A 25,963-nucleotide genomic window follows, 5' to 3' on the forward strand; every position below is an offset into this window, starting at 1 on the left:
TCGACAGGTCACAACAATTAAGCAGCCGCCATGTGCCTCTTTTGCGGGCTCTCTTGCGCTCGGCGATGTTCTGGCTAAGACCAGCGTCATGAAACATCATCTGGTTCGGCGGATCGCCGCATTTGTCGCCTTTGGATTTGCTTCGATTTCTCTTGCAGGAGCCGCGCTCGCGCAGTCTTTTGTCGAGGCCGAATTTGATCCCTCGATACCGACTTTGACCCAGCTTATCGGCCACCAGCCTGGTGAGCGGATAACCAGTCCTGAAGAGACGGTGCGTTATCTTGAGGCTCTCGTTGCTGCCGCTCCTGACCGCGCCCGCATGATGGAATATGCAACAAGTTGGCAGGGCAGGCCGCTGCACTATGTGGTTCTGACGGCCCCTGAAAACATGGCTCGCATTGATGCGATCAGGGCAGATATGGCCAATATTGCGGCAGGTCGTCCAAGCAATGGTGATGCTCTTCCGGTGACATGGCTTGCCTATTCGGTGCATGGCAACGAAATCGCCTCGACCGATGCAGCGATCATGATGGCCTATCACCTGCTGGCGGCGACCAATGATCCGCGTGTGCAGGAAATCATGTCCAAGACCATCGTCGTGCTTGATCCTGTCCAAAACCCCGACGGGCGCGCGCGCTTTGTCAGTCATTTCCGCAATGCACTTGGCCTTGAGCCTATCGGCGACCGTCAGGCGGCTGAACATGACGAAACCTGGCCCAGCGGGCGGGTCAATCATTATATGTTCGACCTCAACCGCGACTGGTTCACGCTCAGCCAGCCAGAGACGCGCGGCAAAGTGAAAGCGATGCTTGAGTGGAACCCAGTCGTGGTCGCTGATGTGCACGAAATGGGCGGCGATGAGACGTACTTTTTTGCGCCAGCGGCAGATCCGGTGAACCCCAATATTACGTCTGCACAACTTAGCCTATACGAGCTGATTGGCCGCAACAATGCGCGCAATTTTGATCAAATCGGCGAACCTTACTTCACCCGCGAAGTCTTCGACCTCTTCTACCCCGGCTATGGTGACACCTGGAACGCGCACCAGGGGGCGATTGGGATGACCTATGAACAAGGCTCGTCGCGCGGCCTCGTTTGGGAACGGCGGGACGGGACTGTGCTTCCCTATGCAGCCGGTGTGCGCAACCACTTCGTCGCGAGCCTGTCGACAGCAGAAGCGGTCGCGATGAATGCCGAGCGTTTCCTTAGCGATTACGCCCAATATCGCCGCGCCAATGCAAACGGCTCAACGGGAAGTGGTGCCTATGTCATCGACTTGTCGCAGCGCCGTTGGAACGCAGAGCATTTGGGCCGAAGACTGGCTTTGCAAGGCGTTGAGGTTTTGCGTCAATCCGGTCCAGCGAGCGTGTGTGGGCGATCCTATCCGCAAGGCTATATCGCGGTCCCGCAAGCCCAACCTTCGGGAAAACTGGTACGCAGCCTGCTTGATAAAAACACGCAGCTTCCGCGTGAGTTTGTTGTCGAACAGGAAAAGCGTCGGTCGGTTGATTTGGACCACGAACTCTATGATGTGACAGCATGGTCGGTGGGGGCGATGTCGGGCGTGAAAATCGACGTTTGCAATGGCGCCCTTGGGGGCACTCCTCTTACCGGCGCGGAGCCTATTGCTTCAGTTGGTGACGCATCGGCGGCCTATGCTGTAGCCGTTCCGTGGACGGATAGCGGTCAGGCGCGTCTTGTCGCTTTGGCGCTGCGCGAAGGGATCGAGGCAAGCTCAACCGATGAGGCTTTCACAAAGAACGGACGCACCTTCCCTCGTGGAACCGTGTTGTTCCCGGTCGCTAGGAACACTCCAGAAAAGATGGCCCGTTTGCGTGAACTTGCCGCCGAAATCGGCGCAGAGACGGTTGCACTCGGCGATAGCTGGGTGGAAGATGGCCCTAACCTTGGCAGCTCAGCGTTCAAACGCCTGGCAGTGCCCAAGATCGCTATCGCGTGGGATGAGGGCGTGTCTCAATTGAGCGCCGGGGCCTTGCGCTATGTGATTGAGCAACGCCTTGGCTTGCCTGTTGTCCCGATCCGCACCAATCGCTTTGGCCGCGCTGATCTATCCGACTACGATGTCGTAATCGTCCCCGATGGATCCCCGCGCGGCGCGATGGGTTCGGGCGGTATCAGTAATTTGCGAAGCTTCGTCGCTGGCGGCGGCGTGCTGGTGGCGGTCGGCAATTCTCTTCGCACCTTTGCCTCAGGTGAGGACGCGCTTCTCTCGGTCGAGCGCGAGGCAGCTCTGGGACGGTCGGCCAAAGATGAAAGCGCAGAAGCAGGCTCGCTCACTAAGGCGGAAGAGATCAAAAGCGAGGAAGAATATCGTGAGCTTATCGCGGATCAGCAGGCATTGCCCGATACGCTGCCCGGTGCACTGCTCAACACCGTAGCCGACACAGAGCACTTCCTGTCGGCTGGCTACGATGGCGGGGCAGTCGTGCTTGCCAGCGGGTCGCAAATTTTCACCCCGCTTGATCGCTCCAATGGTAGCAATGTCATGCGTTTTGCAGCCGCAGATGCGCTGGTGGAAAGTGGTTACGTGTGGGACGAGAACCGTCGTCAGTTGGCTTTCAAACCCTATATGATGGCGCAAGGTACGGGCCGGGGCATGACCATCGGTTTTGCGCACGACCCCTCGACCAGGGCTTTCCTTGACGGGCTCGATCTTCTGATCGCAAACGCGGTTTTGGTCGCACCATCGCGTGTGCGCTGATCTTGAGGGTTTTCCCCTAGCGATTGTTCCGAGGGATTAAGGTTAACCAATCGTCACCATCGTGACCTAGCACCTTTGTGAAGCACAAAGGCCAGCAATCCTGCAGGCTTTTCACGAAGCACGCGGGGGCGATGATGCGGGTTCTTTTCTATTTACCGGGAGTAACCCCGTGGTGGTTTGAGCACATCATCGTACCGCTTCTGGAAAAGCTGGTGGTCGATCATGAAGTTCACATCCTTGCGCCTGTTTTTTGGAAAGGGACCGGCGTTGGGCAGTCCCAATATGACCTGTGTCAGCATATGCCGCAGATATGCTGGCACGTTGTCACCGATCAGGACCACCCATCAATGCGCACGAAGGCCAAACAGGCCGACGCAATCATCGACTTTGTGCAAAGCTTAAATCCCGATTTCGTCCTGTGCCGTTCAGCGGACTTTGACACCGTACGGCAATTTCCCGGCATTGTGAGGCATATCACCGAAGGCGGTGCAGAGCCCCTCTTGCTCCCGGTGGGCGCAGTGCACTTTGCCCAAGAGCCGTTTGCGCACGGGCTTTTGCCCGATTTGAGCGATGAGCATATCGCGCAGCTTGATGCTCTGATTGAACCATACTGGCAGCCGTTGGTCGATGCGCCGTATGCGAAGGTGGCGGCGCAAAACAGCTTTCGCGAATGGGCGAAGCTTGCGTGCGACCGCCCCGTTCTCTTTGTGCCGCTTGAATATGAGCACGACGAAAACTTCTATACCATTCATCGCAATGGCCCGGTTCCCAATGCACACCTTGTCGAAGAGCTGCTTGAGCGGCTCGATCCGCGGGTTTTTGTTGCTCTTACGAACCACCCATTGAATGAACTTTACGTCGATAATAGCGCGGTAGAGATCCTGGCGGCGACTTATCCCGAAAGGCTCACGCTCTTGCCCGGAGAAATGCCCGATGGCGCGCGCACATCGCCATCGCTGATGCGCGCGGCCGATGGTGTTTTGCTTGGCGATTCCAAAGCGTTTTCTCTAGCAGCCTTCAGCGGCACACCGATCCTGCGCCAGTCACGCTTTGCAACCGGTGGCTGGCTTTGCGCGAGCGATAATCTGGACGAGTTCACCGATGCGATGATCAAGGGGAGTGCGCAGCCGCCCAATCTCGCCAAAGCGCGCACTTGGTTCGCCTACCACGCGGCCAACAATCTTGTCTGGCCCAAGGATCCCTGCCTTTCCGGAAACGGGATTTTAGAGCGCCTTTCCAATCCTTTTGAGCCTGACCGCTGGGAGCGGAACCTTGGCGTTTTCGCAGTTGGTTGGGAGCGCGGCGAAAAGGTGGCTGTATGAACGCTCTTACCGCGATAAAGGGGCAGAACGCTTCGATTTGCGATGCTTTTTACGCAGCGATTGCCAGTGAGAAAGCGGCCCTGCAGACCTTTTTGCAAGCTCCACCGCAAGCGTCAATTCAACGTGTCATTGCGCTGTTGGCAGCGCAAACCAAGCCAGTGATCGTGACGGGCATTGGCAAGTCCGGGCACATCGCCGCGAAAATCGCTGCCACCATGTCCAGTCTGGGCACTCCAGCATTGTTTCTCAATGCCGCTGAGGCAGCGCATGGCGATCTGGGCGCTGTGCAAGAGGGAAGCGTGGTCATCATGCTTTCAAATAGTGGCACCACTCAAGAAATCACACGCCTTGTTCCCATGTTCCGCGCACGCGGTTGTGTTCTCGTTGCGATTGTCGGGCGCAAGGGCTCTCCGATAGCCCGTGCGGCTGAACATCTCATCCTTGCCGAAGTGGAGAACGAGGCAGACCATATCGGTATGGCGCCAACATCCAGCACGACGCTACACCTTGCAATCGGTGATGCATTAGCGGTTGCCGCGAGCCAGTTGCGCGGGTTCACCCGTGATGACTTTCTGCGCCACCACCCCGCAGGTCTTTTGGGAAGGCAGATGATCCCCGTCGCCAATCTTATGCGGCAAGGAGACGATCTGCCGACGGTGCAGACCAAGACCAAGTTGATCGATCTTCTCACCGTTATGTCAGCCAAGCGCATGGGGGCAGCCTGCGTAGTTGGAGAAGACGGTCATCTTCTGGGTCTGGTGGTTGATGGCGATGTGCGAAGGCACCTCCAATGGAGCATGGACCTGTCGAGGGTGACGGCTGGCGACATCATGCAGACCGATCCGCAAACGGTGTGCGATGGAGCGCTTTTGGGCGACGTTCTTTCCGCGCGTGCCCAGGCGAAGCGCGCGTGGCTGGTCCTGCCTGTGATCGACAATGCCGGACGGCTCAACGGCATGATCCATGCGCAGGATATTTTGGACTAAGACATGAAAATCGTTGCCTTTATCCCTGCCAAAGGTGAGAGCACCCGCGTGCCGGGGAAAAACCGCGCGATTTTGGACGGTGAGCATCTCTTCAAACGCAAGCTGCGACAGGCTCTGGACTGCCCGCTCATCTCTGAAGTGTGTCTTGATAGCGAGGATGAAACGCTCGCTTCTTTGGCCGATGATTTGCCTGTGACATGGCTGAAACGCCCCGTAGAGCTGGCAAGCAATGCAACCGATGGACACGCGATGTTTGCATGGGAGTGCCGCCAGAGGCCTGACGCCGACATTTACGTCCAATTGCTGTGCACCGCGCCTTTTGTAACCGCTGACACCATTAGCCGCGCTCTCACGGCTCTGATCGAAAACCCTGACGCCGACAGCCTTGTGGGAATTGCACGCGACAAACAATATTGCTGGGCGGGTGGAAAGCCTCAGTATCTCGATGCCGAGGGCCGCGTCCCGAACAGTATCGATCTGCCCGATACGCAGACGGAGGCGATGAGCCTTTATATGGTGCGCAGGGGCAAGAATAGCGCGCCGCCGACCAAGCGGTTTGGCACCTCGCCCATTCTTTTTGAGCTTGATAGAATCGAGCAGGTCGACATCGACACTCCTGCCGATTTCGCTTTTGCTGAAACCATCGCCGCTGGACAGCGCGCGGGCGAAGTTGCGCGCTTTCGGTCGATGATGGGTGTGCTCTCTTCGAGCGTTCTTGCCGATATCACAAAGGAATTGGGCATAGCGGCGGTGCTGCCTGCTCATATTCGTCCAACGACCGGCGGTAGGATGATGGGGCGCGCCAAAACCTTGCAACTGGGCGAGGTCGCCCCTGATGCGCCAAAGGATGCGTGGAAGGGTATTTACGACGCGCTCCAGTCCTATGATTTTGTTCGTCAGGGCGATGTGATCATGGTCGCCAATGAAGTGCCAACACGCGCGTATTTCGGTGATCTCAATGCATCGCTTGCGATCAGGTCCGGCGCGGCGGGGGCCGTAATCGATGGCGTCACCCGCGATACCGAGGACGTGCGCCGCCTCGGCCTGCCGGTCTATGCGCGCGCAAGCCATTGCAACGATATCAAGTTTGAAGGCACGCTGAAGTCGATGAACACGCCCATTCAAATCGGCGATGTTTCTATCGCCAACGGAGACGTGGTCTTTGCCGATGAAGACGGGGTGGTGGTCGTCCCGCAAGGGCGTTGGAGCGAAGTTGAAGAACGAGCTTGGCAAGTGCTCGAAACAGAGGCCCGCATCCGTCTAAGCGCGGCGCGCGGCGATGATGTGCAGCGCATCCTTTCCACTCATGGCGCTTTTTAGGAAGGCTCGATGAAGCACGTCTGCATCGACAATCTCACCATTGGCAATGATTTGCCGTTTACCCTGATCGCTGGACCGTGCGCGATGGAGAGCCGCGCTCACGCGCTCGAAATGGCTTCGGGTCTTCACGAAATATGTGAGGTGCTTGGCCTTGGTTTGATCTACAAATCGTCCTTCGACAAAGGCAATCGAACAGATGTCAATGCGCCGCGCGGCATTGGCCTTGCTAAGGCTCTGGAAGTGTTTGCAGAGGTGCGCGAGACGTTTGGCTGCCCGGTGATAACCGACGTGCATGAACCAACTCAATGCAAAGCCGTGGCGGAAGTGGTCGATGTTTTGCAAATTCCCGCATTTCTTTGCCGTCAAACCGACCTTCTTCTCGCAGCAGGCAAAACCGGGCGTACCATCAATGTCAAAAAGGGGCAGTTTTTGGCGCCATGGGATATGACCAATGTTGCCGCCAAAATCGCCAGTACGGGAAATGAGAATATCCTCCTTTGTGAGCGGGGGACCAGTTTCGGATACAATACACTCGTCAACGATATGCGCAGCCTGCCGATCATGGCCGAAACCGGCTATCCGGTGGTGTTCGATGCGACCCATTCGGTCCAACAACCCGGAGGCCAAGGCACGTCCTCGGGTGGTCAGCGCGAATTTGTCGCGCCCCTTGCACGCGCTGCTTTGGCAGTCGGAGTAGCAGCTGTTTTTATTGAAACGCATCAGGATCCGGATCATGCGCCAAGCGATGGGCCAAACATGGTTCCCTTGGCGAAGATGCGCACTTTGCTGGAAAATCTGATGCCTTTTGACGCCGTTGCAAAATCGCTTTCTTGAACGCACGCGAGGCGAATTTTCTGCGACCGAACGTGAATACACTGCAAACGTCGTAATTGACGCTCGATTGCGCGATGAGACAGTGTATGGCTTGTGGAAGGGAAAGTTGCACGGGGCATTCAAGTGAAGCGAGTATTGGCTTGGGTTAAAAGACATCCGATCATCACGGGGGTGCTCGCGCTCATCGTTCTGGCGATCTTTGTCGCGATCTTTTCGTCGGGCGAGCGCGACTATGAATATGTTGAGGAAGAGGCGAGCCTTGGCGAAGTATCGCGTGTAGTCTCTGCCAGCGGCACTTTGCGCGCGCTCAATACAATCAACGTCGGCGCAGAAGTTTCCGGACAGATCACGCAAGTATACGTCGATTTCAATTCGCCTGTGACCGCCGGCCAATTGCTTGCCGAAATTGATGCAACCCGTCCGCGTGCCCGCGTGACACAGGCGCGCGCTCAGGTCGATCTCGCCCGCGCAAGTCTCGCACAGGCACAGGCCTCGATCGCTCGCTCTCGAACCGATGTCGATGTGCAGACTCGCGAATTTGAACGGCGCAAGGACCTGGCTCAGAAAGGCTTTGTATCGACTGCCGGGCTTGATCAGGCGGAAAATGCACTAGTTGCGGCCAAAGCCAATTTGAGCAGCGCGCAAGCTCAGGCACAAAGCGCACGGGCACAGATTGCGCAAAGCATGGCGGAATTGGAATCCGCGCGCCTTGATCTCTCGCGCACCCGCATCATCGCGCCTACCAGCGGGGTGGTGATTGATAAGCTGGTGGAGCCGGGAACCACGGTTGCTGCCAATTTCCAGACACCCAACCTTTTCACCATCGCTGCCGACACAAGCCGGATGCAGGTAGAAGCATCGGTTGACGAAGCCGACATTGGCCAGGTGCGCGAAGGACAAACCGTGCGCTTCACCGTGGACAGCTATCCCGACGCAGATTTCGAAGCATCGGTCCAACAAATCCGCCAGTCCGCGACGCAAAGCGGCAATGCGGTGAGCTATCTCGTTATCCTTGATGTCGACAATTCCGACGGGCGTTTGCTCACCGGCATGACCGCCAACGTTGAGATCATAACCGGGACGAAGGCAAACGTCCTTCGCGTGCCAGTCGCCGCGACCCGCTTCTTGCCGCGCGAAGAAGATCGCGGCGAGCAGCCTGAGGATGAGGCCGAGGAGAAGCCGGGTGAAGGCAAGCAGACTTATGTTTGGGTGCCGGGTGACGATCCTTACACGCCAAGGCGGATTGCCGTTGAAACGGGCCTTGAGGGCGAGGATTATATCGAGATCACTGGAGGCCTTGAGCCGGGGCAAAATGTTCTTGTGCGCTCCAGATCCCTGCGCGGTGATGGTTCGGGCGAGGGCTCTTGAGAGACGGCTATGGCTATTCCTGCAATGCCTCTTAATACGACGCCTTTTACTGGCACCGATCAGCCGCTTATTCAGACCCGTAGCCTCGTGAAAAGCTACAATCTGGGCGGTGAGACGATCCATGCGGTGAACGGTGTTTCGCTGTCCATCGCCAAAGGCGAATATGTCGCGATCATGGGGACGAGTGGCTCTGGCAAATCGACTTTTATGAATATGATCGGGTGCCTTGATGTCCCGACGTCGGGTCAGGTGTTGATCGATGGAACCCCGACCGCATCCATGTCGAGCGATGACCTTGCGACCTTGCGCAATGAGAAGATCGGTTTTGTGTTTCAGCAGTTCAACCTGCTCGCTCGCACCTCTTCCATCGACAATGTCGCCGTTCCGCTCATCTATGCGGGTGTGGACAAGGCAGAGCGCCGCGAAAGGGCGACGGCCAAGCTCATCGACATGGGGTTGGGGGAACGCCTCCTTAACACACCTGCCAAGCTTTCCGGTGGTCAGCAACAACGCGTCGCCATCGCAAGAGCGCTTGTCACAGAGCCTTTGGTACTGCTCGCGGATGAGCCGACTGGCGCACTCGACACCCGCACAAGCGAAGAGATCATGGAAATCTTCGAGACGCTTAACGCAGATGGCATCACTGTGATCATCGTTACCCACGAGGACGAAATCGCAGACCACGCCAAACGCCGGATCGAGTTTCGCGATGGCAAGGTGGTCGAAGACCGTGCGGTTGAGGGTCGCACAATTGCTCGCGCGACAACTCAGGCGGAGAGCGCGTGATGGACAAATGGATCGCCAGCTGGAGCGTCAATATCGCCATCGCCTTCACAGCGCTGCGCACCAATCTGATGCGTTCGATCCTTACCATGTTGGGCGTTTTGATTGGCGTCTTTGCCGTCACTCTTGCGGTCGCTGTGGGCAATGGCGCGCAAGTTTCCGTGATGCAGTCGATCAACAGTTTTGGCTCAAACATGGCGATCATCGTGCCCGAGCCAGACAACGAGGGCGGGCGGCGTTCATTCGACCGTGGCCGTCTGACGAGCCGCGATCTGCGCGCGATTGAACGCGAGGTGCCCGGTGTCATCGCGACCGCCCCGCAACTTCGCTCCACGCTCGATCTGGTCACATCGGGCGCAAACGCTTCGACCAGTGCGACCGGCAGCACGCCAGGCTTTGGTTCGATCACCAATCACCCCGCCGATCAGGGGCGATACATCACTGAGGCCGACGTGCGCTCTGCGGCAAGGGTGCTGGTGCTTGGTCGCACCACGGCGGAGACATTGTTCGGCGAATTTGATCCCGTGGGCGAAACCGTTCGGGTCGATGGAGTCCCGTTTCAGGTGATTGGCCTTCTTGAAGAGAAGGGCTCCACCTTTGGAACGGATAACGACGACACTGTGGTCATGCCAATTTCGACCATGCGCCAGCGCTTTGTCGGGGACACTCTGCCGGGGCCCGATGATCTGCAACTTGCTTTTGTTGGGTTCGAGGAAGGCGCATCACTGGTCCAGGGCAAAATCGACATCACCAATGTTCTGAAAGACCGCTACCGCGTGCGCGACGGGGACATAAACCCATTCCGCGTTCGCACCACGCAGGAATTTATGGAGGAAAGCCAGTTCATCACCGGCATCCTCCAAGCCGTTCTGGTCGCGATTGCTTCTATTTCTCTGCTTGTTGGCGGGATCGGCATCATGAACATCATGCTCGTTTCCGTGACTGAACGCACCCGCGAGATTGGCCTTCGCATGGCATTGGGCGCCAAGCGTTCTGACATTCGCAATCAATTTCTGGTCGAAGCGGCCGTGTTGTGCGTGCTCGGCGGAGCAGTTGGCTTGGCGCTGGCATGGCTCGCAGGGACCGCGCTTACCGCATATGCTGATTTCCCCGTACCCATCGGTCTTGGCGTTGCGATTGGCTCGCTCATATTTTCCGCCGTCATCGGCCTTGTGTTTGGCGGTTATCCGGCCGTACGCGCCTCGCGATTGTCTCCGATTGAAGCGCTTAGGACGGAATAAGTGCTGACCAAGGCCCATAAGGACAAGTTCGCCGCCCAAGGATATTGCGCGCTTGAAGGGTTCAAGCAGGCCAGCGAGTTGGAGGAGCTTCGCGAAGCGGCTGCGCGCATCGTCATGAATTTCGACGCCGAGGGCGAGCGGGCGATTTTCACCACCAAGGATCACGCCAAAACGCGTGACGAGTATTTCTTGAGTTCGGCCAATACGATCCGGTGTTTCTTTGAAGAAGAAGCCTTCGATGAAAGCGGCAAGCTGCGCCAAGAAAAGGCGCTGTCGATCAACAAGATCGGGCACGCGATGCACGACCTTGACCCGGTGTTCGAGCGTTTTGCGCGCGATCCCAATTGCGAGGCTGTAGCCAAAGGCTTGGGCCAGCAAGATCCGCGCATTTACCAGTCGATGTACATATTCAAGCAGCCGCGCATTGGGGGCGAGGTCAATTGGCATCAGGATGCGACCTTCTTTTACACCGCACCCATTTCGGTTCTGACCTTCTGGTTTGCGATTGATGATGCGACGATTGACAACGGCTGCCTGTGGGTGAGCGATGAGGGGATCGATACGCCCCTGCGACAGCGCTTTTGTCTGCGCGATGGCGCGGTTGAGATGGACACTCTGTCCGATGCGCCCTGGCCCACTCAGGACGCCGCAAAACCGCTGGAAGTTGAAGCGGGTACGCTGGTGATGCTGCACGGCCTCCTGCCGCATTACAGCCCGCCTAACCGCTCGGACAAGGCGCGCCATGCCTTCACGCTTCACGTGTGCGACGGTGCGGCGGACTATTCGCCGCAAAACTGGATCCAGCGGCCTGATGATTTCCCGGCGCGCGGGTTTTAGCTCGTGTCGCTGCGCGTATACTTCCCCAATGTTGGAAAAGTGAGACACTTGAGACACTGTCCAAGAGCAGAAAACGGATTGATCAATAAGAGGTGATTTGATCGAAAAAATCGATTGAAAGGACGTTGGAACACAGCGCAGCATCGCCGCCGGATTTACCAAGCAGGTGGGCTGTAGGAAAACGTTTGGGATCAGCGTCTTCCCGAAGTTCTTGGCTGGCTGCTGGCCTAGCTCACTTCTCGATAAAGCGAACAGCCACCCCGCCCGAAGACGCAAGTTTCACGGGCAGAGTGCCGCCACTCATCACCTCAATCTCTTCGATCACATAGTCGTAAGGGTTGGTGTCCCAATGCGCGTCATCGCCATCACGGTAGACTTGCGCTGTGTAGGTCTTGCCATCTTCAAGGAAGGTGAGCGGCAGGTCGAGCGCGCGGCTTTCCTCGTCGGTCACTGCGCCAAGGAACCACTCGCCACCAGCGCGGCCCTTACGCGCAATCGCGACATATTCGCCAACCTCGCCGGCAATCGCGACGCTCTCTTCCCAATCGGCTTCGACGTCCTTGATAAACTGGAAGGCGTCCATGCGCGCTTCGTAATTCTCTGGAAGGTCCGCTGCCATCTGGAGCGGAGAATAGAGCACCACATAGAGCGCCAATTGCTTGGCGAGCGTCGTTTGCGGACGGTTCGAGGGATCGCCGCGCTGCATATCTTCGCGAAGCGGCGGCTTTTCATTGGGGCGAAGGTCGAAGATGCCGGGTGTGAAGTCCATCGGCCCTGACAGCATACGCGTGTAAGCGAGGATCGAGATGTGATCGGTTGGATTGGGCGGCGTGCCCCAGGCGTTGAATTCCATCCCGCGCGCGCCCTCTCTGGTCATCCAGTTGGGATAGGTCCGCCTCAGCCCTGTGTCCTTCACGGGCTCGTGAGCATTGATCGAAATGCGGCGTTTGGCCGCCTCTTCCAGAACGCGCAGGTGATGGCCGACCATGAATTGACTGTCATGCCATTCGTATTGCTTTATGCCGTTCTCGTCATAGCGAACGATATCGCCCGCATCGGCGACATAGCCGGTTTTGACCTCGCGGATGCCATGGCTTTGATAGAGGTCGAAGGCTTCCTCCATCTGCGCTTCGTAATTGGCGACATTGCCGCTCGTCTCGTGATGGCCGATGAGGCGCACGCCCTTGTCGGCGGCATATTGGCTCAGCATCGGCAGGTCGAAATCGGGATAGGTTTCGGTGAAGCTGAAAAGCTCGCCATTGTTGAACCAATCGCCGTCCCATCCGGTGTTCCAGCCCTCGACGAGGACGCCGTTGAAGCCATGCTTGGCCGCAAAGTCGATGTGGCGGATCACATCGGCATTGTTCGCGCCGTGGATGCCGTCATTGCCCCAAGTGCGGTCGCGGATGTGCATCTCCCACCAGACACCCACATATTTGCCCGGCTCCACCCATGAGACATCGCCAAGCTTGTTGGGCTCGTTGAGGTTGAGGATGATGTCGGAATTGATGAGTCCGACCGCATCGGGGGCGATCTGGATCGTGCGCCAAGGGCTCTTGAAAGGAGCGGAGGTGTGCACCTTGATGCCATCAGAGCCCGCGCGCAGCTGTGCCTCGAAATCGCCGGGACGAAGCGCGAGGAGCGACATCGCTGAGTAATCCACCAGCGCCGCTTCGTGGATGGAAATGTGCACGCCGTTTTGCCGGCGGAAGGTAACGGGCGTGTGCGCATCATCGACTGTGCCAGCTTGGCCCTTGCGATAGATGTATTCGTAGCGGTTGAACTGGCGGCTTGGCGTCCACCATGCGTCAGCGTCATTGGCGATTGCGAATTGGGTCAACTCGTCGGTGATGGCGATGTGGCCTTGGAAAGCCTCTTGTTCTTCAAGCTCGTAGCGCAAACCAACACCCGTATCGAAGACGCGAAAGCGCACAGTGATCTCGCGCGCTGGCCCCTTTTGCGCGGCGAAGGTGACGGCGAGCTCATTGTGATGATCGCGTACCAAGCGGCGCTCACCCCAAGGCTGCTCCCATGTCGCATCGTGGCTTGCGGTGGCGTGGTCGCTGATCGCGAGGTCGCCTTCAAAGCCATGGTGGTCCCTGAACAAGATGCCGAGGCGTGATGGCCGGATCGCTTCGTTCCCATCGTGGGAGATTTCGTAGGTCGCGTGCCCGCCATCATCCTTGACCGTAAGGACAATCGCGCCATCAGGCGAGGTGATCGCAAGCTCGGCAGCCTTTAGCGGCAGCGTGGCCATGATGCCAAGCGCTACAAAAACAACGCATTTGATCCAGTAGGCTGGCATCTCTCTCTCCCAATTTCGTGTCATCATTTCGCTGTGAATATCCGGTAGCCCCACGGCTCCATTGCAAGGCTTGTCATTCCCACAAATGTCACATCCTCGCCGCTCATCGCGTCCGCAAACGCGCCGTGGTGACGTGCAAGCTCAAAAGTCACGTCCTGACCGCGTGGCGATAGGTTGAAGACTGCGAAAACGCGTGCCTCGCCCTCGCCGCGCACAAAGCTCAGCACGTTGGATGAAGCGGAATTAGGCACCTCGACAAGCGGTGCGCCATGCGGACCATTGTGCAGTGCCGTCTCAGCGGTCTTTAAAGCAATCAGTCGCTTGAACAGGGGCGCGTACTCACCCTCTTTCCACTCAATCTCATCCTTCTCGAAGAATGCGAGCTGGCGGTCCAAATCCGCTTCTTGACCGTTGTAGATGAGCGGGATGCCTGGAGCCACAAAGCTCAGCGCAATCGCACCTTCATAGGCAGGGCCGTAAATTTCGCTTGCCACACCGTCCCAGGAATTTTGGTCATGATTGTCTGTGTACATCATGCGCATCGCACCATCGGGCCAGGAAACCTTTTGCGTGGTAAAGTAATTGCGCATGGCATTGGCATTGGCATCACCGCGCGCAATCTCTTGCATGACATCTTTCCAGCTCCACGCATAAGTCGCTTCAAACGCGCCATAGTGCATATCGCGGCTGTCCCATTCAGCGAGCATGAATACAGGTTTGATCGCATCAAGCTCAGCGCGCGCGTTCTGCCAAAAATCGAGCGGTACATAGCCAGCCACATCCGCGCGGTAACCGTCAATGTCGAACTCGCGCACCCAGTAGGTGAGGCTGCCGGTCATATATTCGCGCAAATCCGGGTTGGAAAAATCGAAGTCGGCAACATCGGACCAATCGGTGCCCTCAGGCGGCATCATCTCGCCTTCTGGTGTCTTTGTGTACCACTCTGGATGCTTTGTAACGAGCGCGTTATCCCACGCCGAATGGTTTGCCACCCAATCGAGAATGACCTTGAGGCCTAGTCGATGCGCCTCATCCACAAAGGCGCGGAACTCATCCTCTGTGCCCAAATCGGGGTTCACCGCGCGGTAGTCTTTCACCGCATAGGGGCTGCCCAATGTGCCTTTGCGCTTCTCCTCGCCAATCGGATGGATCGGCATCAGCCAGATGATATCGACGCCCATTTCGGCAAGGCGCGGCAATTGCGCTTGCGCGGCCTTGAACGTTCCCTCGCTTGTAAACTGGCGCGTGTTCATCTGGTAGATGACGGCATCGGCGACCCAGTCAGGCGACTGCACCTGCGCCAAGTCACTCGGTTCATAGGAGGAAGTTGAAGCGGTGTCGCAGCTCGCCAAAGCCAGAGCAGCGGCAGCGGTTAAAAGCAGATTACGCATAGGTTGTTCCCCCGGTGGTTTCGCCCGGCACTTGCACGCGCAGCATCGCAAGGGCAGCAATCGTCCAACTGGCGGCGGCAAAAAGCATGGTCCAGATGGGTTCGCCCGGGAAGAACGCGAGCATGACGCTGCCCATCACCGTCGCCACGAGCAATTGCGGTACCACAATGAAGACGTTGAAAAGGCCCATGTAAATGCCGAGCTTTCTCTGTGGCAGGCTGCTTGCAAGAATGGCGTAGGGCATGGCGAGGATCGAGGCCCAGGCGATGCCTTTGAGCACCTCGCAGATAATCAGAAGGTTCGGATCGCGCAGCACGAAATAGCCGAAGAAACCGAGCGCCCCCAGTAAGAGGCACGTCATATGCGTTTTCGCCTTGCCAATTTTTCCCGAAAGCCACGGCAGCACGAGTAGAGCTGCGATAGCGGCGACACCGTTCTGGACGGTGTAGATGACGTTCCACCAATTCGCGCCTGCGTTATACGCCTCGCTTGTTGGGTCGGTGCTGCCGTAGAAATATTGCGAGACAATCGGCCCTGAATATATCCACATGATGAAAAGCGCTGACCAGCTGAAAAACTGCACCAGAGCAAGGCGCTTCATCGTTTCAGGCATTCCGGAAAAATCGCCAACGATGCTGGAGAGCATATTGGCGGCCTTCCCTTGCTTGGCCATTGAAATGCCGATGGCAGAGAGCACGCCATAGGTCGCAAGGAGGCCGCCAAGGAGAAAGATTTCCTTCTCAAGGCCGAGCGGGGCGACCGACAATGTGACAAGGGCACCTGCTGCAAGCCACAGGGCAGGGCTGATAAAGCCTTTCGCTGCCAATCCTTCGATCCCTGCGCTGTCTTCGACATCGCGCTCCTCTTCGAAGGCGGCCATTTCTTCGGGCGAGTATTCTTTGACCGTTATCACGGTCCACGCGATCGCGCTGAACAAAGCAAAGCTGCCTGCCCAGAAGCTCCATCTGACAGTATCGGGGATCTGGCCGTCGGCGGCCGTGTTGCTAACCCCGAACTGTGCGAGCAGCCAGGGGAAGATCGCCGCCACCACTGCGCCTGCTCCGATGAACGCGGTCTGCACGGCATAGCCGGTTGCGTGCTGCGACTTGCTGAGCATATCGCCGACAAAGGCGCGAAAGGGCTCCATCGCGATATTGAGGCTCGCATCGAGGATCCAGAGCAGCATAGCGGCAAACAAGAGCGGGGCAGCAAAGGCTGGCGCGATAGGCATCAGGAAAAGCGAGATCGCCGAGAATAAGGCGCCCGTCATAAAGTAAGGCCGGCGGCGTCCGAAGCGGTTCCAGGTCTTGTCCGAGAGGTGCCCGATAATCGGCTGCACAATAAGCCCGGTCAGCGGCGCTGCCACCCAAAGGGCGGGAAGGTCGTCCATGCTCGCGCCGAGCGTCTGAAAGATGCGGCTCATATTGCCGTTTTGCAACACAAAGCCGATCTGGATGCCGAAAAAGCCGAAGCTCATATTGGCAAGGCTCATCCAGCCCAGTTGTGGCTTTTGCCTCGTGCTGGTAACACCGCCAGCGCTTCTGGCTATCGCCATGATTGCTCTCCCGTTCGGGGCTTGACGCGCCCTTAGCGCACGCACCCCCATCCCTTTCGCGTTTTGTCACGCGCGACTAGGGCGTGAAACACAGCTTGTTCTCATCGCGCAATTTGCCGAGATTGCAAATTTTTGCAAGTTATTGTGAAGAATTTCAGTTTCCTGGGCCATGTGCGTGCGGCATTATAACGAATATATTTCTGAAATTCAGAGGCATAGACTCGTGCTGTCGTCCTCTCGTGCGGACCATCAAGGATTTGCAAATATTCTCAACTAATGCCAATCAGGCATCAGGAGAGGATGGGATGAAACGAATCTTTTTAGCTTGCCTTCTGGGGCTCGGAGTCGTTGGTGGCGCCGCTTTTGCGATGAATGAAGCTCCGGCGCAGGCGCCTTCTTTCAGAGAGCGCCCCGCTGAGGATGAAGTTGTCTACTTTGTGCTACCGGACCGCTTCAGCAATGGCGATGCGTCCAATGACACAGGTGGCATTGAGGGTGGCCGGCTGGATCACGGGTTCGACCCCGCTCACAAGGGCTTTTACCACGGCGGCGACCTTGCAGGGCTGACGGGGAAGCTAGATTACCTGGAAGGGATGGGCGTGACCGCGATCTGGTTCGCGCCGATCTTTGAAAACAAGCCCGTTCAAGGGCCAGAGGGCGATGAGAGCGCGGGCTATCACGGCTATTGGGTCACTGACTTTACCAGCATCGACCCGCATTTTGGCACCAATGAAGAGTTCAAGGCTTTCGTCGATGCGGCGCACGCGCGCGGGATGAAGGTCTATATGGACATAATCACCAACCACACCGCCGACGTGATCCAGTATGAAGAGGGCTACGATTATCGCAGCCTTGCAGACTTCCCCTATTCGCGCCGTGGCGGCTCTGAAGGTGAGCTTATTAACGAGGGCTTTGCAGGCGACAGCGACCAGTCGGTTGAAAACTTCGCTAAGCTGACCTCGCCCGATTTCGCTTACACGCCCTATATTCCCCAAGGCGAAACGGGCGTGAAAGTCCCCGCCTGGCTCAACGACCCGATCTACTACCACAATCGGGGCAGCACGACCTTTAGCGGCGAAAGCAGCCGCTATGGCGATTTTGCCGGGCTCGATGACCTTTACACAGAGCACCCGCGCGTCGTCGAAGGCATGATCGACATCTACGCCAGTTGGATCACGAGGTTTGGTATCGACGGCTTTCGCATCGACACCGCCAAGCACGTGAACTCTGAATTCTGGCAGGCTTTTGTGCCTGCGATGCAAGAGACGGCCGAAGCGAAGGGGATTCCCAACTTCCTCATCTTTGGCGAGGTCTATTCCGACAGTCCTAACAGCGGTTTTCTAGCGCAGTTCACACGCCGCGATGGTTTTCCAGCGGTTCTCGATTTCGCCTTCCAATCCGCCATCCGCGCGAGCCTCGGCAAAAACGCACCGCCAAGCGTCATCGTCGATATGTTCGATGGCGATGTGAACTATGAAGGCGGCGAGGCTGCTGCGCGAAAAATGCCAACCTTCCTTGGCAATCACGATATGGGGCGTTTTTCAACGCTGGTGAAAGCGGACAATCCAGGTATTTCGCGGGACGAGCTTCTGGCCCGCGTCAAGCTTGGCCATGCTATGTTGATGTCGCTGCGTGGCAATCCGGTGATCTATTACGGCGACGAGCAAGGGTTTGTCGGTGATGGCTGGGACCAGGCGGCGCGCGAAGATATGTTTCCGAGCCTGACCGAAAGCTACAATGACAATGACCTTATCGGGACTGATGCGACCACGGCGCAAGATAACTTTGACCGTTCTCATCCATTGTACGTTCTGATTAGTGAGCTTGCAGCTATCCGCGCCAAGCATCCCGCGCTTCGTCGCGGCACGCAAGCGGTGCGCAGCTATAATGATGAAGCGCCCGGCCTTGTCAGCTTCTCGCGCTTCGATCCTGAAACCGGCGCGGAATATCTTCTGGCCTTTAATACGAGCGATACAGCCATCGAAGTCAATTCGGCCATCGGGTACAAGACAAATGCCCTCAAAACCCTCAGTGGTAATTGCCCTGCGACGGTTGTGGCCCCTGGCTCTGTCCGTCTCAGCCTTCCTGCCTTTGGGTGGTGCATAGCCAAAGCGAGATCCAATTAAGTGAACCGACAAACCGAAATACTTGCAGCCTCGCTCGATCCACAGGCCAAAGAATGGTGGCGCGGCGCGGTGATCTATCAGATATACCCGCGCAGCTTCCGCGACAGCAATGGCGACGGGATTGGCGACCTTAAAGGCATCGCTGACAACCTAGATTATGTCGCCTCGCTTGGCGTGGATGGCATCTGGATTTCGCCTTTCTTCACCTCGCCGATGAAGGACTTTGGCTATGACGTGGCGGATTATTGCGGCATTGATCCAAGTTTTGGCACCTTCGACGATTTTGACCAGCTGATCGAGCGGGCCCATGCGCTTGGGCTTAAGGTGATTATCGATCAGGTCTATTCGCACACCTCGGATGAGCACGCGTGGTTTCAGGAAAGCCGCCAGGATCGCACCAACCCCAAAGCGGATTGGTATGTCTGGGCCGACCCCAAGCCCGATGGCTCGCCACCGTCCAATTGGCAGTCGGTCTTTGGCGGCTCGGCATGGGCGTGGGATGGGCCGCGCAAGCAGTATTATCTGCACAATTTCCTCGAAGAACAGCCCGACCTCAACGTGCACAACCGCGACGTGCAAGACGCGCTGCTGGACGTTGCTCGTTTCTGGCTCGATCGGGGAGTGGACGGGTTCAGGCTTGATGCTTTGAATTTCTCAATGCACGACCCAGAGTTTCGCGACAATCCGCCCTCGGGCGCGTCGATGGAGCAGGTCACGCGGCCGTTCGATATGCAGATCAAAATCTTCAATCAGAGCCACGCTGATATCCCGGCATTCATTGAGCGCATTCGCGAGACTATCGATGAATACCCCGACCGCTTTACCGTTGCAGAGGTTGGTGGGCCTGAGCCGCTTGAGGAAATGAAGGCCTTCACCGCAGACGGCAAACGCCTCGATTCTGCCTACAATTTCGATTTTCTGTATGCGCCCGACTTTACCGCTGAGCGGATCAAGGCATCGCTTGGCAATTGGGATGGCACACCGGGCGAGGGGTGGCCTTCGTGGGCCTTCTCGAACCACGACGCGCCGCGTTCGACCACGCGCTGGATGGGCGATGCGGACTATGGTCAGATGGCGCGGCTTGCGATGATGGTGCTCCTGTCGCTGCGCGGCAATCCGATCATCTATCAGGGCGAGGAACTGGCGCTGCCACAAGGAGAGGTGGCGTTTGAAGACTTGCAAGACCCGGAAGCAATTGCCAACTGGCCGCACACTCTGGGACGCGATGGATCGCGAACGCCGCTCCCGTGGGTCAAGAATGCACCGCAAGCAGGTTTCTCTGATGCAAATCAGACGTGGCTCAAGGTTGACCCGGTTCAGGCCGAGCGGGCCGTGGATCAGCAGACCGACGATGATGGTTCAGCGCTGAACCACACCCGCCGTCTTCTCGCGCTGCGTCGGTCTTTGCCGCCTCTGATTAGTGGGTCCAGTGAGCTCCTGAAGACGCCGTGCGACATCATCGCCTTTATCCGCCGTACCGAAAATCAAGCAGTGTTGTGTGCCTACAACCTTGGCTCGGCTGCGTACCAGTGGACACCGCCTGCTGAGTTTGCGCACAGCAACATCGTGGTGAGCGAGGCCGTCGGGGATGGTAGCGCGAAGCTTACTGAGCTAATGCCCCCTCACAGCGGGTATTGGGCGGTGAAGAAGGGCGCATAACACGATGGCTTCAGCCGGGGGTAAGGCGGGAAAAAATGCAAGGCTGGAGGATATTGCCCGCCAGGCAGGGGTTTCGATCTCGACCGTCAGCCGTGCGCTCAACGACAGTCCGGCAGTTAACCGGCGCACCAAACAAGAAGTCTGGCGCATTGCGCGCGAGCATGATTATGATTTTCGCAGCACAATGCCGAGCGGTCCCGTCGGAGCGGACGCGACCATCGCGGTGATCGTTCCCGCTCCGCAAGCCCGCGAAACGCGGGTGGCCGACCCCTTCTTCCTAGAGCTTCTGGCCGGTATCGCTGAGGCGGCGCGTGATCGTAAGGTTGATCTTGTGATCAGCCATATGTTCCCGCGCTCTGTCGAAGACCTTGAGTTTGCGATGACGACGAGCCGCGCGAAAGGCATGATCTTCATCGGGCAAAGTTCGCTTCACAACGGTTTCAATGAACTTGCCAAGCGTGATCACAGCTTTGTTGTCTGGGGCGCGGACTTTCCCGATGCGCGTTATTGTACGGTTGGCTCTGACAATATGGCGGGCGGGCGGCGTGCTACGTCGCACCTCTTGAGGCTCGGGAGAGAACGGATATTGTTCCTAGGGGACACCGAGGCACCGGAGGCCGAACAGCGCTATCGCGGGTATCGCAACGCATTGGAGCAGGCCGGACGCGACGTTGACGACAGTCTGGTTCTGCCAGCGCATTTCGATGTGCAATCCGGAGAATCCTCAGTGCGCTCGGCTATCGAAAGCGGCCTCAAATTCGACGCCGTCTTTGCGGCGAGTGATCTTATCGCCATTGGCGCAATCCGCGCGCTTGCCCTCACGGGTCGCTGTGTCCCCGGCGATGTCGCCGTGGTCGGCTATGACAATATTCCGGCCGCGCGCCTCGTCACCCCGCGCCTCACAACAATTGATCAAGACACCAACCTTGCAGGGCGGATGCTCGTATCTAAACTGATCGATACACAAGGCGGACAGGCTATTTCGGAAAGGCTGGAGACAAGCCTTCTTATTCGTGAGAGCTGCGGAGCTTAGCGATGAGTGACGCAGGCGGACCCTTGCGCAAAATCGTCATAGTCGGCGGTGGGAGCGCCGGCTGGATGACGGCCGCCGCCCTTTCCGATGCCCTGGACACGTTCTGCGACATTACCCTAATCGAATCCGAAGCAATCGGCACGGTGGGTGTGGGCGAGGCAACAATCCCGCCCATCCGCAATTTCAACAGCCGCATCGGGATTGACGAAGCCACTTTCGTCAAGGAGACCGCAGGCTCCTACAAGCTGGGTATCCAGTTCGTTGATTGGTCGCGGCTGGGGCACGCCTACTTCCACCCCTTCGGCCAATATGGCGCAGAATTCGATAAGGTCCCGTTCTACCACTATTGGATGCGCGAGAGCCTTGCGGGGCGGATTGATGGCCCAATTGATGACTTTTCCATGTGCTGGGCAATGGCAAAGGCGGGCAAGTTCGCGCATCCCGAGGCAGACCGGCGCAAGATCCAGTCGACATTCGATTATGCCTATCACTTCGATGCAGGGCTCTATGCTGCATTCCTGAGACGCCTTTCCGAAGCGCGAGGGGTCACCCGGATCGAGGGCCGTGTCACTGACGTAGCCCAGCGCGCCGAAGATGGCTTTATCGAGAGCGTTACGCTCGACAATGGCCAGACGGTAGCAGGCGAGCTCTTTATCGACTGCAGCGGCTTTCGCGGGCTCCTGATCGAGGGCACACTCGAAGCGGGCTATGAGAATTGGCAGCGCTGGCTTCCGTGCGACCGGGCGGTCGCTGTACCTTGCGCCAAGCAAGCCGAGATCACGCCCTACACCCGCTCGACCGCCAAGACCGCAGGCTGGCAATGGCGCATCCCTCTGCAGCACCGCACCGGCAATGGCTATGTCCATTGCAGCGAGTTTATCAGCGAAGATGAGGCAACCGAAACCCTGATGTCCTCGCTCGATGGAGAGGCGCAGGCCGATCCGCGAACACTACGATTTGTGACTGGCAAGCGCCGCAAGTTCTGGGATAAAAACTGCGTTGCGATTGGGCTGTCCGCTGGGTTCATGGAGCCGCTCGAATCGACCAGCCTCCACCTTATCCAATACGGTATCCTGCGGCTCATTGCGCTCTTGCCCGACCGTTCGATGTCGCCGCTTTTGGCGCGCGAGTACAATAGGCAGACCACAGGGGAATACGAGCGCATCCGCGATTTCCTGATCCTGCATTACAAAGCGACATCCCGCGATGACGCAGAGCTTTGGCGTTATTGCAGCGCCATGGAAGTGCCAGAGACACTGCAATACAAGATGGATCATTTCCGCGAGTACGGGATGCTGGTGTCTGATGAGCGCGAGCTATTCGCCAACCCAAGCTGGATCGCGGTTTATCTGGGGCAGGACATCGTGCCCGCTAAAGCCCCCGCCATCACGCAGATGCGCGAAGGCGTACCAGTGGCTGAGCGGATGCAGATGGTTGCAAGCGCAATGGACAGCGCCGTCGCCGAAATGCCGGCCCACGCAGACTTCCTCGCGAAATTCTGCCCCTCACCCATCGCGGCCTGACACAAGCCCCGCCGATAGGCACAACCAAATCACCTGCATGGTAAATGCAAAAGGGCCCGCTGTTGCCAGCGAGCCCTCTCTCAGTGGAAGTGCGACCCGGATCGCGTTTGTTTTTAGAAGTTCTTCCGAAGTGTGACGTTGAACGTGCGTCCGTAGATCTCGTGACGGCTTGGGAAGGCCCCCCCCGTCGCGGTGCCGTTCGAGAACAGGTCGTTCTGTGTCACGAACGGCTCGTTGGTAAGGTTGAACACTTCAAACAGAACGCCCAGACCTTTCAACGCACCGCTTTCTTCCTGGAATGTGTAGCCGATCTGCGCATCGATGATCGTCTCGTTTTGTGCATCTGCACCACTGAGAGAACCGTCGAAATTCTGCACTTCAGACAAGAAACCACTGCGGTAACGAGCCGCCAGTTTTGCCCGGAAACCATCTTTCTCGTAAAAGATGTCGCCTGACCACGTCGTCTCTGAGTAACCAGGAATGTCGAGCGGGGTCATCGTTTCATCTTCGATCTCAGCGTCGGCATAGGTGTAGCTGAAGAAGCCGCCAAAGCCGTCGAGCGCAGGTGTCAGATCGCCGAAGTCGATCCGCACCGTACCCTCGATGCCCGTGATAGAGCCATCGGCAAAGTTGACCGGACCGCTGAACGAACCAGTTGCCAACTGAGGCTCGGCTGCAAGAATATCGCCAAACCCGGCGTTGTTGATCGGTTGCGTAAGGTCGATCACCTCGTTGAAGTCGATGATCCAGTCGGAAAGGTCCTTATGAAAGGCAGCGACAATGATTGCAGAACCTGGCGAGAAGTACTTCTCGACTGAAAGGTCGAATGACTTCGATTCATAAGGCTGCAGGAACGGGTTGCCACCACCAAGGTTGAAGCAAACCAACGACGGCGGGTTAAACCCAATTACCGTGTCAGGGAATTGATCACCGTCTGTGTCAGTACAACTGAGCGGGTTGAAATTGATATTCTGATTTGCTGCCATCTGGTCAAGGCGTGCACGGGTCACGGTCTTTGCCGCTGCGAGGCGAACAAATGTATCGGTTCCAACTTCAAAGCTCAGGTTCAAACTGGGAAGCCAGTCATCGTAGCTTTCGCTGACGGTGTTCGTCAGGCCACCTCCGATGGTGCCAGTCGAGCTTTGCTTTGTATCTGCATAGCGCAGGCCGATGTTACCGCGTACCGGGATGGAACCCAGATCGCCATTGATGTTGGCTTGAACATAGAAGTTGTGAACTTCCTCATTCACCACCCACTCGGTGTCGAAGGTTCCGGGCTCAACGTCATAAGTGCCGTCAGTCAGGAAGCTTGATGGGTCATAAGCCAGGATGTTCTGCCCCAGATTGCCGGTATCAGTTGACCCGATGATTGAGCTTTGCGGCACTGCCAGAGAACCGCCAACAAAGGCGGGAGACGCGCGCAGGAATGCTTCGTTGGAATCGAAGTCTTTCTCACGGTCGGTGTACAGCCAGCCAAAGTTGATGCTCTCGATCAGGCCGCCACCAGATTCCCAAGTCGCTTGGGTGCGCAACTGGTGCAGTTCGTCATTGATGATCGGGCGCTTGATAAAGCCGACCTGGCCCCAGCCTCCCGGATCGGTGAGCAGGACGTTCGAAGGATCGGTGTAGTCGAGCAGGCCGTCGATTGAATACTCACCATTCTCAGGGAAGGTGAAGTTCAGAATGTCTTGCGCACCCGAACGGCCAGCGCCCGTGCCAGCATAGCTCTCATAATCGATGTCGTCGCGGTCAAGCTTGGAATAACCATAGTCGACCATGAAGCTCAGGCTATCGGTGATGCCGAAATCGGCATTGGCACCGATCGCAAAGATCTGTGCCTCATTGCCTTCGGTATCGGTGCGCAGAATAGGCACAACAGCCGAATAGGTCGCGCTGTCGGCAAATTCGCCGCTCTGGCCTGTTGCACTATCGAACGATGCACCGCTCCATGAGGCAATCGGAGTTTCTGTACCGCGGAATATACCAGAGTCCTTGGTGTCGGTATAGAAACTGTCGATCATGATGGCGACGCTGTCGCTAGGCTCGAACTGAAGCGAGCCAGCAATCGATGTGCGCTCAAACTCGCGGCTCACCGCCCCTTGGCGCGGATTGTCCGAAGGATAGATAACGCCATTGGCATCAGTCGAAGTTTGGAATTGGTTGGTTTTCAACTCGCGCGAGATGAAATGCGTCGGGTTCGATTGGACTGTCACACCTAACGACCAGCCAAGGGTACCTGCATCATTCTGGTCGATATACGAACCAAAGAAGCGATAGCCATTATCGGAGAAGTCAGGGTTGCGTGAGCCGCTGTCATTGTGGACGAATGTACCCGACACAGTCAATTGGCGGTCGGTATAGTCAAGCGGACGAACGGTGCGAAGATCAACTGCACCGGCGATGCCGATGGCAGCAAGACTTGCATCTGCTGTCTTGTAAACAACACCTTGCGAGATCAGTTCTGACGGGAACTGGTCAAACTCAATGCCGCGGTTGTTGCCAGCCGATACGACTTCGCGTCCGTTCAAAAGCGCGAGCGAGAAGTCCGGGCCAAGGCCGCGGATCGAGATCTGTTGCGAACGGCCGCGAACACGCTGCGCGGTAACGCCGGGGAGACGTGCAAGCGAGTCCGCGATCGACAGGTCAGGAAGCTGACCCAGATCTTCCGCAGAAATCACTTCAACAATTGAGGTCGCATCGCGCTTTGTTTCGAGCGAGCTCTCGATTGCGCTGCGGATCCCCGTCACCAGAATTTCGTTATCGGCACTTTCAACTTCCTGCGCAAAGGCAGGTGTTGCGGTCGCCATAAGCGCAAGCCCAGTTGCTGCCCCTGACAGCAAGCGGGCACTAACGTTCAAACGCTTCAGTCCCATAATCATGTCCTCTCCATATGCATCACGGCTTCCCACGTGATTTGCACTTTTTTTCATAGCGCAGAGTTGTCGGAAGGCAAATCAG

At 57.4% G+C, this 25,963-nt stretch carries 17 protein-coding genes; 13 read left to right on the top strand and 4 right to left on the bottom strand.

Annotation, left to right across the window (positions count from 1 at the left end):
• Positions 1-88: 88 nt before the first annotated feature.
• The 9 genes from INR77_RS03670 to INR77_RS03710 all read left to right on the top strand — a co-directional run bounded on the left by INR77_RS03670 (position 89) and on the right by INR77_RS03710 (position 11,413).
• Entirely contained in the window at positions 89-2,722 is a 2,634-nt protein-coding gene (locus INR77_RS03670) for a M14 family metallopeptidase (protein WP_223072577.1), read from the top strand.
• A 131-nt stretch (positions 2,723-2,853) separates the two neighbouring features.
• On the top strand, positions 2,854-4,044 hold the full coding sequence (locus tag INR77_RS03675) for a hypothetical protein (RefSeq protein ID WP_223072578.1): 1,191 nt from the start codon (positions 2,854-2,856) through the stop codon (positions 4,042-4,044).
• Positions 4,041-5,030: an SIS domain-containing protein gene (locus tag INR77_RS03680; protein ID WP_223072579.1), complete on the top strand. Its 990-nt coding sequence runs from the start codon at positions 4,041-4,043 to the stop codon at positions 5,028-5,030. Before INR77_RS03675 ends, INR77_RS03680 begins: the two co-directional genes overlap by 4 nt.
• Before the next feature lie 3 nt (positions 5,031-5,033).
• Positions 5,034-6,350, top strand: coding sequence for a cytidylyltransferase domain-containing protein (locus tag INR77_RS03685; RefSeq protein WP_223072580.1), 1,317 nt, complete (start codon positions 5,034-5,036; stop codon positions 6,348-6,350).
• 9 nt (positions 6,351-6,359) lie between these two features.
• On the top strand, positions 6,360-7,184 hold the full coding sequence (gene kdsA / locus INR77_RS03690; RefSeq protein ID WP_223072581.1) for a 3-deoxy-8-phosphooctulonate synthase: 825 nt from the start codon (positions 6,360-6,362) through the stop codon (positions 7,182-7,184).
• A 135-nt stretch (positions 7,185-7,319) separates the two neighbouring features.
• Positions 7,320-8,552, top strand: a complete 1,233-nt coding sequence (locus tag INR77_RS03695; RefSeq protein ID WP_223072582.1) for an efflux RND transporter periplasmic adaptor subunit — start codon at positions 7,320-7,322, stop codon at positions 8,550-8,552.
• A 9-nt stretch (positions 8,553-8,561) separates the two neighbouring features.
• Complete coding sequence (locus INR77_RS03700; protein ID WP_255573913.1) at positions 8,562-9,338, top strand: ABC transporter ATP-binding protein; 777 nt, start codon at positions 8,562-8,564, stop codon at positions 9,336-9,338.
• The gene (locus tag INR77_RS03705) at positions 9,338-10,576 is read left to right on the top strand and encodes an ABC transporter permease (protein WP_223072583.1); all 1,239 of its coding nucleotides are present in this window, start codon (positions 9,338-9,340) and stop codon (positions 10,574-10,576) included. Before INR77_RS03700 ends, INR77_RS03705 begins: the two co-directional genes overlap by 1 nt.
• Positions 10,577-11,413: a phytanoyl-CoA dioxygenase family protein gene (locus INR77_RS03710; RefSeq protein ID WP_223072584.1), complete on the top strand. Its 837-nt coding sequence runs from the start codon at positions 10,577-10,579 to the stop codon at positions 11,411-11,413. It abuts the gene before it with no gap.
• Between the two features lie 232 nt (positions 11,414-11,645).
• On the opposite strand, the gene INR77_RS03715 is transcribed toward INR77_RS03710, so the two are convergent.
• The 3 genes from INR77_RS03715 to INR77_RS03725 are packed head-to-tail and all read right to left on the bottom strand — an operon-like array spanning position 11,646 to position 16,664.
• Positions 11,646-13,718, bottom strand: a complete 2,073-nt coding sequence (locus INR77_RS03715) for a glycoside hydrolase family 97 protein (protein ID WP_223072585.1) — start codon at positions 13,716-13,718, stop codon at positions 11,646-11,648.
• A 23-nt stretch (positions 13,719-13,741) separates the two neighbouring features.
• Positions 13,742-15,109 (bottom strand): alpha-amylase family glycosyl hydrolase, encoded by a 1,368-nt coding sequence (locus INR77_RS03720; RefSeq protein WP_223072586.1) that lies wholly within the window; start codon positions 15,107-15,109, stop codon positions 13,742-13,744.
• Positions 15,102-16,664: an MFS transporter gene (locus INR77_RS03725; protein WP_223072587.1), complete on the bottom strand. Its 1,563-nt coding sequence runs from the start codon at positions 16,662-16,664 to the stop codon at positions 15,102-15,104. Before INR77_RS03725 ends, INR77_RS03720 begins: the two co-directional genes overlap by 8 nt.
• A gap of 368 nt (positions 16,665-17,032) precedes the next feature.
• Here INR77_RS03725 and INR77_RS03730 point away from each other — a divergent pair, with 368 nt between their 5' ends.
• From INR77_RS03730 to INR77_RS03745, 4 genes are read left to right on the top strand one after another with little or no spacing between them, the layout of a single operon-like run.
• The gene (locus INR77_RS03730) at positions 17,033-18,790 is read left to right on the top strand and encodes an alpha-amylase family glycosyl hydrolase (protein WP_223072588.1); all 1,758 of its coding nucleotides are present in this window, start codon (positions 17,033-17,035) and stop codon (positions 18,788-18,790) included.
• Complete coding sequence (locus INR77_RS03735; protein WP_255573914.1) at positions 18,791-20,449, top strand: alpha-glucosidase; 1,659 nt, start codon at positions 18,791-18,793, stop codon at positions 20,447-20,449.
• 4 nt (positions 20,450-20,453) lie between these two features.
• A complete protein-coding gene (locus INR77_RS03740; RefSeq protein ID WP_223072589.1) occupies positions 20,454-21,482 on the top strand; it encodes a substrate-binding domain-containing protein in 1,029 nt (342 codons plus the stop codon).
• A gap of 2 nt (positions 21,483-21,484) precedes the next feature.
• Positions 21,485-23,005: a tryptophan halogenase family protein gene (locus INR77_RS03745; RefSeq protein ID WP_223072590.1), complete on the top strand. Its 1,521-nt coding sequence runs from the start codon at positions 21,485-21,487 to the stop codon at positions 23,003-23,005.
• Between the two features lie 113 nt (positions 23,006-23,118).
• On the opposite strand, the gene INR77_RS03750 is transcribed toward INR77_RS03745, so the two are convergent.
• Positions 23,119-25,884, bottom strand: a complete 2,766-nt coding sequence (locus INR77_RS03750) for a TonB-dependent receptor (protein WP_255573915.1) — start codon at positions 25,882-25,884, stop codon at positions 23,119-23,121.
• Between the last annotated feature and the right edge of the window lie 79 nt (positions 25,885-25,963).

It is taken from the genome of Erythrobacter sp. SCSIO 43205 (assembly GCF_019904235.1).
Lineage (GTDB): Bacteria > Pseudomonadota > Alphaproteobacteria > Sphingomonadales > Sphingomonadaceae > Erythrobacter.